The sequence below is a fragment of the Amycolatopsis sp. NPDC059657 genome (genome assembly GCF_042734395.1).
In the GTDB taxonomy this organism is placed as follows: Bacteria; Actinomycetota; Actinomycetes; order Mycobacteriales; family Pseudonocardiaceae; genus Amycolatopsis.
Genome location: NZ_JBHWEB010000120.1, coordinates 18,847 through 27,634 on the forward strand (window position 1 = coordinate 18,847; position 8,788 = coordinate 27,634).

At 67.5% G+C, this 8,788-nt stretch carries 12 protein-coding genes and 1 pseudogene; 8 read left to right on the forward strand and 5 right to left on the reverse strand.

Annotation, left to right across the window (positions count from 1 at the left end):
* Window positions 1–536 precede the first annotated feature (536 nt).
* From ACFV15_RS39570 to ACFV15_RS39580, 3 genes are all read right to left on the reverse strand, one after another.
* Entirely contained in the window at window positions 537–1,235 is a 699-nt protein-coding gene (locus tag ACFV15_RS39570) for a GGDEF domain-containing protein (RefSeq protein ID WP_378357453.1), read from the reverse strand.
* Between the two features lie 110 nt (window positions 1,236–1,345).
* Window positions 1,346–1,900, reverse strand: coding sequence for an isopentenyl-diphosphate Delta-isomerase (gene idi, locus ACFV15_RS39575; RefSeq protein WP_378357455.1), 555 nt, complete (start codon window positions 1,898–1,900; stop codon window positions 1,346–1,348).
* Window positions 1,901–1,952: 52 nt separating this feature from the next.
* Window positions 1,953–2,267, reverse strand: coding sequence for a hypothetical protein (locus ACFV15_RS39580; protein ID WP_378357456.1), 315 nt, complete (start codon window positions 2,265–2,267; stop codon window positions 1,953–1,955).
* Between the two features lie 184 nt (window positions 2,268–2,451).
* Here ACFV15_RS39580 and ACFV15_RS39585 point away from each other — a divergent pair, with 184 nt between their 5' ends.
* Window positions 2,452–2,745 carry a DUF6355 family natural product biosynthesis protein gene (locus ACFV15_RS39585; protein WP_378357458.1) on the forward strand — a complete coding sequence of 98 codons (294 nt, stop codon included), beginning with the start codon at window positions 2,452–2,454 and terminating at the stop codon, window positions 2,743–2,745.
* Here the strand turns inward: ACFV15_RS39585 and dusB are convergent, their stop codons facing one another.
* Complete coding sequence (gene dusB, locus ACFV15_RS39590; RefSeq protein ID WP_378357459.1) at window positions 2,746–3,891, reverse strand: tRNA dihydrouridine synthase DusB; 1,146 nt, start codon at window positions 3,889–3,891, stop codon at window positions 2,746–2,748.
* A gap of 62 nt (window positions 3,892–3,953) precedes the next feature.
* Between dusB and ACFV15_RS39595 the strand changes: the two genes are divergently transcribed.
* Window positions 3,954–4,313 (forward strand): hypothetical protein, encoded by a 360-nt coding sequence (locus ACFV15_RS39595; RefSeq protein WP_378357461.1) that lies wholly within the window; start codon window positions 3,954–3,956, stop codon window positions 4,311–4,313.
* Between the two features lie 132 nt (window positions 4,314–4,445).
* On the opposite strand, the pseudogene ACFV15_RS39600 reads toward ACFV15_RS39595, so the two are convergent.
* Window positions 4,446–4,733 (reverse strand): annotated as a pseudogene (locus ACFV15_RS39600) (macro domain-containing protein); the annotation flags it as partial.
* Between ACFV15_RS39600 and ACFV15_RS39605 the strand changes: the two are divergent.
* The 6 genes from ACFV15_RS39605 to ACFV15_RS39630 all read left to right on the forward strand — a co-directional run bounded on the left by ACFV15_RS39605 (window position 4,674) and on the right by ACFV15_RS39630 (window position 8,665).
* Window positions 4,674–4,886 (forward strand): hypothetical protein, encoded by a 213-nt coding sequence (locus tag ACFV15_RS39605; RefSeq protein WP_378357462.1) that lies wholly within the window; start codon window positions 4,674–4,676, stop codon window positions 4,884–4,886. The pseudogene ACFV15_RS39600 and the gene ACFV15_RS39605 sit on opposite strands and share 60 nt — an antisense overlap.
* Window positions 4,887–4,934: 48 nt before the next feature.
* A complete protein-coding gene (locus tag ACFV15_RS39610; RefSeq protein ID WP_378357464.1) occupies window positions 4,935–5,255 on the forward strand; it encodes a hypothetical protein in 321 nt (106 codons plus the stop codon).
* On the forward strand, window positions 5,252–5,644 hold the full coding sequence (locus tag ACFV15_RS39615) for a PIN domain-containing protein (RefSeq protein ID WP_378357465.1): 393 nt from the start codon (window positions 5,252–5,254) through the stop codon (window positions 5,642–5,644). Before ACFV15_RS39610 ends, ACFV15_RS39615 begins: the two co-directional genes overlap by 4 nt.
* 28 nt (window positions 5,645–5,672) lie before the next feature.
* Entirely contained in the window at window positions 5,673–6,266 is a 594-nt protein-coding gene (locus ACFV15_RS39620; protein ID WP_378357467.1) for a hypothetical protein, read from the forward strand.
* Window positions 6,267–6,305: 39 nt separating this feature from the next.
* Window positions 6,306–6,773, forward strand: a complete 468-nt coding sequence (locus ACFV15_RS39625) for a hypothetical protein (RefSeq protein ID WP_378357469.1) — start codon at window positions 6,306–6,308, stop codon at window positions 6,771–6,773.
* A gap of 74 nt (window positions 6,774–6,847) precedes the next feature.
* Window positions 6,848–8,665, forward strand: a complete 1,818-nt coding sequence (locus tag ACFV15_RS39630) for a DUF2339 domain-containing protein (protein WP_378357471.1) — start codon at window positions 6,848–6,850, stop codon at window positions 8,663–8,665.
* Window positions 8,666–8,788: the final 123 nt, after the last annotated feature.

Sequence of the window (8,788 nt, forward strand, 5' to 3'; positions counted from 1 at the left end):
GCGCAGCGGCGGCTTCGCGACCGGCGGCATGGCGGCGCGGGCGGGCGGCTCACCGGTGATGGGCCCCCGGCGCGGCTGGCGGACGGGCACCGGGTGGGCGCCGGACTGCCGCGGCTGCCGTGCGGGTGGCTCGGGGGTGGCGGCGCGCCGGGGCGCTCGCGGCAGGTCGGGAGCGGGCGGGGCGAACACCGGGCGTTCACCCGTGTGCCGCGCGACCATGTCCGAGACACTGATCCCGCCGGAGGCCTCCATCGAACGGCGTCGATCGGCGCGCGGGCGTCTCGGAGGGTTCCCGCTGGAGCGTTGACCGGTGCCTTCGTTGCGCTCGTCGGGCACTCGGTCTCCTCTCGTAGCGGTCGTGAGCAGGGCAGCTGAGGCTTACTCAGCAGTACGGGCCTTTCGTTATCGTACGGATACCTGTTGTTCCTGACGACACCCTGGCCCTAATTTTTTCACCGTCAGTACGTCAGCTGACCACGATCGCCACGTTCTGGTGAAGATCGTCGCGTTCTGCAGGGTTAATGTCGGGATTTTCGTTACTGAGGGTGCTTAACGATGTGGACAGACTCACTGTCCCGATAAGCGACCATATTGCGCCCGGCTCGTTTCGCGGCGTAAAGGAGCGTGTCCGCGCGCACCAGCTGCCGTTCCGCTTCGAGCGCGCGGCCCTGTCCAGGCCCGCTCTCGTGGGCCAGCCCGATGCTGATGGTGACCCTGAGCCCCGGCTGCACCTTCGACCACTGGTGATCAGCCACTCTCGCACGCGCCGCCTCGGCCACGCGCACCGCGGTGCGTGCGTCGATGTCCGGCATGACCAGCGCGAACTCCTCGCCGCCGTACCGTGCGCAGAACGCGCCGGGCGGCAGTCCCTCCTGCAGCAGCCCGGCGACGCGGCGGAGCACCCGGTCGCCGACCAGGTGCCCATACGTGTCGTTGACCCGCTTGAACAGGTCGAGGTCGATCAGCGCGACGGCGATCCCGCCCCGGCGTTCGCGGAGCAGGCCGTGCAGGTGCTGATCGAGGTAGCGGCGGTTGTAACTGGAGGTCAGCGAGTCGCGCAGGCTGCCGGCGTGCGCCAGGTCGAGCGCCGAGCGGAGATGCTCGTAGGCGCGGCGCCAGTCGCCCTGATTGGCGAGCATCCCGGCGATGGACTCATGGAGTGCGAGCAGGTCGGTCCCGGCCGCGCCCGTCGCGAGCGCGGTCTCGTGGTCCGGCACGACTGTCACCTCCGTCACGCAATTCATGTCGACGTAAAGGAGGCGGCTCTTGAGATATCGGTACGGTAGAACGCGAATATCGCTCAAGTGGACGACATTCGTCGCTCGTTGTCACATTCGTCGGTTCGCTATTTCCCGGCAGAAAACTGCGGCAAGCCCTTGAGCAGCGAAAACTGGTCTTTCGCCCAGTAACTCACATTTGCATCCGGCTGATCCAGTAACTTCACGTAATCATCCCAGGTGAGCCACCGGAAATCGTCGACTTCTTCCGGATTCGGCTTCGGGTCCTCATCGACCAGTGCCGTGAACACGGGACAGAACTCGTGCTCGACGACCCCGTCGAAAACCGGCGTCCGATAGACATACTTCGGCAGCACGCAGGTGAGCTCGTCCAGCTGAGGCATCCCGAGCTCGTAGTCGGCGCGGCGGCGCACGGCGTCCTCGAGTGACTCGCCCGGCGCCGGATGGCCGCACACGCTGTTGGTCCACACGCTGGGCCAGACCTTCTTCGAGGCCGCGCGCTGCGTGATCAGGAACTTGCCGTCGGCGCGGCGGAAGACGTAACACGAGAACGCCAGATGCAGCCGGGTGTGCTCATGGTGGCTGGCCAGTTTCGGCCCGGTCTCCCCTGTCGGAGTGCCGTCCTCGGTGCAGAAAACGATCCGCTCTTCGTCGATGCTCACCAGCTCTACTGAACTACAAAGCGGCGACGGCGGCCACCACTTTCAGGGTGGCTTAAAACGTCAAATGTGACAGCGCGTAGGCGAGCAACGCGACGGACGCGGCCAAGGCCACCAGGCCCAGCACGCCTGCCCAGGCCAGCCCGGCCCCGAATTTCTTCCACTGGGTGGTCAGCCCCATGAGCCCGATCCCGAGCGCGAGCGCGCCGAGCCCGACCACGGCGAGCAACTCGAAGATCGACGACCCGACCACGCCCGCCGGGTTCACCCCGGCGATCTGGATCAGGATCGGGATCGCGAACGCGGCGAGACCGACCAGTACGCCGACCGCTTTGCCAGGTGCCTTCCGCTGGGTTTCCGACTGCTCCACGGTGTCCTCCTCGTCCAGCTAACGAGCGTGGCAGCAGTGCTCGCCAGTCCGCTTGAGTAGGACTACCCGGATCTGCCGGTGGTTATCCGTGGTCGGTGTTTCAGCCTCCGCTGAAACGCCTTTACGGCCTGCTCGGCCGACGTGAGACTGCTCGCGGATGTACCCGAATGAGCTGGGGAGCAACATGAGTAAACCAATTCGCGCGCTGGCCGTGGCCGCGGCCACGGTGGCGACCGCCGCGACCGTTTCGACGGCGACGGCCGCACCGGCGGCCGCCGTGCAGTGCGGCTTCCAGGCATCGCACGGCGAGGCCTGGTTCAACCAATGCTGGGGTGAAAGGAAGTGGGTCAGGGTCGAGGTCAATGAGAACCTCGCCCCACCATGGATCCGCGATCACGATGAATGCATCGAGGGCTTCGTCAAGCTCGGCGACTACCCGATGATCTACGACGCCTGGTCGTCGGGCGTTGCCTGCTGATCAGCCCCCGGAGTGCATGTCCTCGGTCTCGGGGACGCAGTCGTCGTCCGGGTCGTCGAGCCACCCGTGCGGCAGCGTCACCTTGCCCGGCGACCCCTGACGCCCCCGCGGCCCATCGGCGTTCTCGGGGAACGGCGCGTCATGGTCGAGCTTGGCGATCAGGTCGTCGAGCTCGGCCATGCTGGACACCATCGCGAACCCGCGGCGCAGCTCGGAGCCGACCGGGAAGTTCATGAAGTACCAGGCCATGTGCTTGCGCAGGTCCCGCAGCGCCTTGGTGTCCCCGTCATGCTCGACCAGCAGTTCGGCATGCCGCCGCAGCACCCGCGCGACCTCACCGAGGTTCGGCCCCTGCGGAACCGGCCGCCCGGCGAAAGCGGCCTCCAGCTCCCCGAACAGCCACGGCCTGCCAAGACAGCCCCGTCCGACGACAACGCCGTCGCACCCGGTCTCGGCCATCATCCGCAGCGCGTCATCGGCGCAGAAGATGTCCCCGTTGCCCAGCACCGGAATGCTGGTCACGGCCTGCTTCAGCTCGGCGATCTTCGACCAGTCCGCCTGCCCGGAGTACCGCTGAGCGGCGGTCCGCGCGTGCAGGCTGACAGCGGCCGCGCCCTCGGCCTCGGCGATCCGACCGGCGTCGAGGAAGGTCAGGTGCTCGTCGTCGATCCCGACCCGGAACTTGACGGTGAACGGCACCCCCGCCTCGGCCGCGGCCTTCGCCGACTCCCGCACGATGTCCGCGAACAGCTTCCGCTTGAACGGCAGCGCGGCCCCGCCGCCCTTCCGCGTCACCTTGGCGACCGGGCAGCCGAAGTTGGAGTCGATGTGGTCGGCGAGCCCCTCACCCGTGATGATCTTGACGGCCTCGCGCATGGTCTTCGGGTCAACGCCATAAAGCTGCATCGACCTGGGCTTCTCGTGTTCCCCGAAGGTCATCATGTGCATGGTGCCGGGATGCCGTTCGACGACCGCGCGGGCGGTGATCATCTCGCAGACGTAGATGCCGGCGCCGTACTCGGCACAGAGCTGCCGGAAAGCGACGTTGGTGATCCCGGCCATGGGCGCGAGCACGACTGGCGGATCGACGTCGTACTGGCCGATCTTCAGCGCGGGCTTGCTCATCGTGGCGGTCACGTCCTCCATTGTCGCTCGTGGTGTCGATCACATGAAGTCGGGCCGACCCGCCGTTCGCTAGGCTCCGCCCGATGACCGAGCCGACCGACCTCGCCACAGTGCCCGGCGTGATCCCTTACGTCGACAATCACGACGGTCCCCGCAGGCTGCTCACCATCGAGATACCGCCCTTTTCGAACAGCGCCGTGAACTACTACGCGCCGTACGCCAGCATCGACGGCAGGCAGTACGTGGTCACCTGGGGCAGCGTGACATTCGAGATCCCGGCCGACCGGAACGTGCACGTCAGCGTGCACCTGCTGACCAACTACGCGAGCGGGGTGACGTCCACGCCGTTCGCCTCGACCATCCTGCCGCCGCACCCGGCGCCGATGCGCCTGGCGACCCAGTTCTCGTCCAGGCCGCAAGGCGCGCTCGTCCAGGTCGGCTGACCGGGGGCGCGGGCGAGCTTCGCGAAAGGAGGAATCTGGACGTTGAGTGGCCAGATTCTTCCGTTCGCACTCAGCCGCTCGAGCGGCTTGGTCAGCGGGAAAGCCATAGACACCAGTGGCTATCGCCGGGAATGCGATGCTGCGAACACCGAACTCGTCGGCGACGGCGAGACTTCGCCAGTAGCACGAAGCGAGCACCTCGGATTCGCCGAATGTGCCGCCTTCCCAGAGCGGGCCGACTGTGTGGATCACGAACTTGATCGGTGGGTTCAGATCGAACGCCGGGGTCGCCATCGCGTCGCCCGGATCGCAAGGACCGATCGCACCACCCGCTTCGGAGAGCCTCGGTCCGGCCGCGCGGTGGATGGCGCCGTCCACACCGCCGCCGCCGAGCAGCGACTCATTCGCGGCCGTGACCACGCAGTCGACCTGCTCGCGAGTGATGTCGCCGAGTACAACCTCGATCTGGGGCATGTCCCGATCATGGCTTCCGAGGGTGGCAGGCAGGGCTGCGTTCTCGCGCATGGCGAACCTCGGCGAGGTTGTCGATACCGCACCTCGCGAGTGGACTAGGCCGCTTGGTGCTACCCTGGTAGTACCGGTTGACGTAAAGTGTCGACCATGGCCGTGGAGAAACTCAGCGTGTCGTTGCCAGATGTAGTCGCCGCCCGCGCTCGCCGAGCAGCCGAGCGCGCAGGTGTTCCACTCTCGACCTGGCTGGCCGAAGCCGCCGAGGCCGCCGCCGACCTCGCCGAAGCCCAAGCGGCCGCGGTCGAATACGTCGCCCGGTTCGGCGAACCGGATGCCGAAGACGCGGCCGAGATTCGAGCCAAACTGGCCGAAGCGGGTATCGGCCTTCCGGAATCACTCGAAGAGGTCGCCGCACGCCGAGCGGCATTGGCCAGGTTGCTCGGCTTTCCCGACGAACGGCGGGCCGGATGACCGGCCACCGCTTGATTCTCGACGCCGGTGCACTGATCCACCTGGAGCGGAAGCCACGTGGCCACGTGTTCACCGCATGCCGCGATGTCCTCGCGACCGGCAAGCCGCCACTTCTACCGACTGTCGTGCTTGCCCAAGTGTGGCGGGCGAGTCCACGACAGGCACCACTCGCCACGGTGCGGCAGATGTGCCGTTCCGTGCCGTTCACCGACGAGGTCGCCGAGGCGGCTGGGCGGCTGCTCGCTTTGTCGGGGACTGCGGATGTCGTCGACGCGGCCGTTGTGGTCACCGCGATCAGCTATGGCGGCGTGGTGCTGACCTCCGATCCGGAAGATCTCACGAAGCTCGCCGACGCGGCGGGGGTTTCGGTTCCCCTGGTTGTCGTTTAGGTGATGGCAGGTTCACGGGGGAAAGCGAATGAGTGGGTACTGGGATCCGCTTCCGGCGATCCGGGAGTCGGCGGGTGTGGTCGTCGAGCCGATACTCACGGCCGCGCAAAAGCCGGTCATGCTGCCCGAGCCAAGCGAGTATCTCCGCGGCAAATGGGAAGAGCGCAACTGGCGGAACGTGCCAGGCCCCTTGTACGGGGCCATGACCGATAGCTGTTGGTGTGGAAGGCTTTTCGCTCCCGACAACGTCTGCTACAACGACGGGTTCGGTGAAGAATTCGTTTACCGGCAGCCACGTTCGCGTGCCGAGACGTACCGGTTGCTTCAGGCCGCCTGGGCGGATCCGTTCAACGGGTACGCGATGGACGGCGACGAGCACTGGACCCCTGAGAGCGTCCAGGACTGGTGGGGTGAGCGCGCCAGGCTGAGGGAATGGACCGTCAAGACCGCAACGGAGTGGGCGGCCGGCGAACGGGCGGATGAAGCCGAGGCCGCACAAGGACTTCGGGATTTCCTGTGCTACCAAGACACCGAGTTGGAAACCGATCTGCGGGGCTACGTGTTCTGGTTGTCGGAGCGACGCGTACCCGGCGATGGGGAGTCGCTGCCGACGTTGACGTGACGGGACCGGTCCCGGGCACTTTCCGCGACGATCCACGGCATGGGCTCACTGAAATGGAACCTTGCCGCCGCGCTTGCCTCGGTCGCGCTTTCCGCCGGGTGCGGGCAAGACGCTGAGCCTGCCAAACCCGCGCCGGCGCCGGCCGGCAGCACGGCGGCGCCGACGAGCGCGCCGAGTACGAGCGCCACGACGTCGTCCGCCAGTCCTACGCCGACCGTGCCGCCCGCGGTGGCTGATGGGCGGAATCTCAAGGCGTGCTCGGATGGGGTCTGCGAGGTCGAGGTGAAGGCCGGGGACATGATCCGGTTCGGCAAGGAGGTGAAGTCGACGCCCAAGACCAACTACGTGGCGATTGTGAACACCTCGGCCAACGGGATCTACTTCCAGCTGGACGGCGGCTTCGGCGGGACCTTTAATGGCACCTCGACGCTGAACAACGCCGTCACCATCGAGACGCTGTACTCCGACGCGGAGCATGCCATGATCAAGATCTCGCTGGCCGGCTGAACTACTCAAATCGCAACCTTCGATTGAGTAGTGCTACGGATCCGACCGGGTAGTGCACGCCTCATGCTGTGCGCATGCCTACTGATCGAGAGACACTCCTCAGGCTCGCCGGGGAGATCGACGACCTTGGGCGCCGGCTCTCGTTGGTCGGCGCCGAACTCCGGACCGTGCAAGGTGACCAGGCCGAACAAGCCTCGCCCCAGCCTGCCTCGGCTCCGCAACCGCAGCCGATGTTCCCGCCCATGCCCGTGTATGGGCAGCCGATGGCGCCGCCCGGCTACCCAATGCCTCCGCAGCAACAGTGGCAGCCCGCGCGGCCGCCGTTGGCGTCAACGCAATACCTGCCGCCTCCGGCGCCGCCACGACAGTCGCTCGTCGAGAAGCTCGGCCAGGAAGGCGCTGGCAGCCGGGTGCTGGCCTGGGTCGGTGGCGCCGTGACACTGCTCGGCGTCGTGCTGCTCCTCGTGCTGGCGATTCAGCGTGGGTGGCTCGGGCCGATGCCACGGGTTCTCGTTGGCGCCGCGTTCGGGCTGGGGATGATCGGGACCGGGCTGTGGCTGCACCGGAACCCGGCCGGGCGGACGGGTGCGTTCGCGCTGGCCGCCACCGGGATCGCCGTGCTCTACCTCGACGCGATCGCGGCGACCACCTTGTACGAGTTCCTGCCTCAGTTGGCTGGGCTTGCCGTTGGACTGGTGGTCGCTGTCGGCGGACTGTTGCTGGCCGCGCGGTGGGACTCGGCGTTGCTCGGGACGGCCGTCGTGATCGGGTGCGCGGTGTGCGCACCGGTGATCACCAAGGGCTTTCACCCGGAATTGGTCGCGTTCCTGTTGATGCTTCAGCTGGCGACCGCTCCGGTCCAGCTGCGTCGCGAGTGGACTCCGCTGGCCGTCGGCGCCGGGGTACCGCCGCTGTTCGCCTCGCTGCTCAGCACGACGCTGCTCGGTGGTCCCGGCAGCACGGCGAACACCGCCGCCGCGCTGGGTTCGACGGTTGTCGGGGTCGCGCTCGCGCTGGTCGTCGCCATGAAGCGGCAGAACGATCCCGCCGCGCTGGCCCTGCTCGCCGGCTCGGTCGTGCCGTCGCTGGCGGCGGCCGCTTTCCTGCCGAAGACGCAGGCGGTCGCCGTCGCCGGCGCCACGGCCGTCGTACTGCTCGCGATCTGGGCGACGCGGCGGGTGTGGACCGGGTTCGCCGGCGATGTCGCCGGGGTGGCAGGCATGGTGGCAGCGCTGCAGGCGACGTCCACCCAGTTCGACGGGACCGCGAAGGCGACGATCCTGCTCGGCGAAGGTGTTGTGCTCGCACTGGTGGCTTGGCGTGCGAAGAGCAAGGTCGCGCTCGTGGGTTCGTTCGGGTTCGGGCTGATCGGCGCCGCGGTGGCGATGCTCGGCGACTTCCGGCTCACCACGCTGGTCGTGTTCTGGACTCGCCGGCCTGGTGAACTCGCCGGTGCGCTGCTGACGGCCGCGCTGATCCTGGTCATCTCGGGTGCGTTGCCTTGGGTGGCTTACAAGCTCGGCGCGCTGCGAACGCCTTCGCAGAATGTGGCGCCGTGGGTGCTCGCCGGGCTCGGCGTGCTGACCGGCGCGGCGGGTGTGGTGCTGAACCTGGCGCTGCTGGTGATGCCGGACCGGACCGGATTCACGGTCGGGCACGCGATGATCACCGTCTCGTGGACAGTGGCCGCGCTGGTGCTGCTGGTACGCGGCATCGACTCGGTCGTGCTGCGGGTGATCGGGCTGGTGCTGGTCGGCGCCGCCGTGCTCAAGCTGGTGCTGTTCGACCTGGGCGCGCTGGACGGGATGGCGCGCGTCGGCGCGTTCCTCTGCGCCGGGCTGATCCTGCTGGCCGCGGGCACCCGCTACGCACGCATGGTCGCCTCGCGCTGAGGTCATGAGTGTTCCCGACGGGTAACTAGTCAGGTGGTTGCTGGGTTGGTTGGTAGCCAGGGGTTGCCGGTGATGGCGTTGCGGAGTGCGGTGAGGACGTGGACGCCGTTTTTGCGGGTGGTG

Excerpts from the sequence above, each read along its gene's own strand:
- ACFV15_RS39585 (WP_378357458.1), top strand. The coding sequence starts at position 2,452 with ATGAGTAAACCAATTCGCGCGCTGGCCGTGGCCGCGGCCACGGTGGCG.
- dusB (WP_378357459.1), bottom strand. The coding sequence starts at position 3,891 with ATGGAGGACGTGACCGCCACGATGAGCAAGCCCGCGCTGAAGATCGGC.
- ACFV15_RS39595 (WP_378357461.1), top strand. The coding sequence starts at position 3,954 with ATGACCGAGCCGACCGACCTCGCCACAGTGCCCGGCGTGATCCCTTAC.
- ACFV15_RS39610 (WP_378357464.1), top strand. The coding sequence starts at position 4,935 with ATGGCCGTGGAGAAACTCAGCGTGTCGTTGCCAGATGTAGTCGCCGCC.
- ACFV15_RS39615 (WP_378357465.1), top strand. The coding sequence starts at position 5,252 with ATGACCGGCCACCGCTTGATTCTCGACGCCGGTGCACTGATCCACCTG.
- ACFV15_RS39620 (WP_378357467.1), top strand. The coding sequence starts at position 5,673 with ATGAGTGGGTACTGGGATCCGCTTCCGGCGATCCGGGAGTCGGCGGGT.
- ACFV15_RS39625 (WP_378357469.1), top strand. The coding sequence starts at position 6,306 with ATGGGCTCACTGAAATGGAACCTTGCCGCCGCGCTTGCCTCGGTCGCG.
- ACFV15_RS39630 (WP_378357471.1), top strand. The coding sequence starts at position 6,848 with ATGCCTACTGATCGAGAGACACTCCTCAGGCTCGCCGGGGAGATCGAC.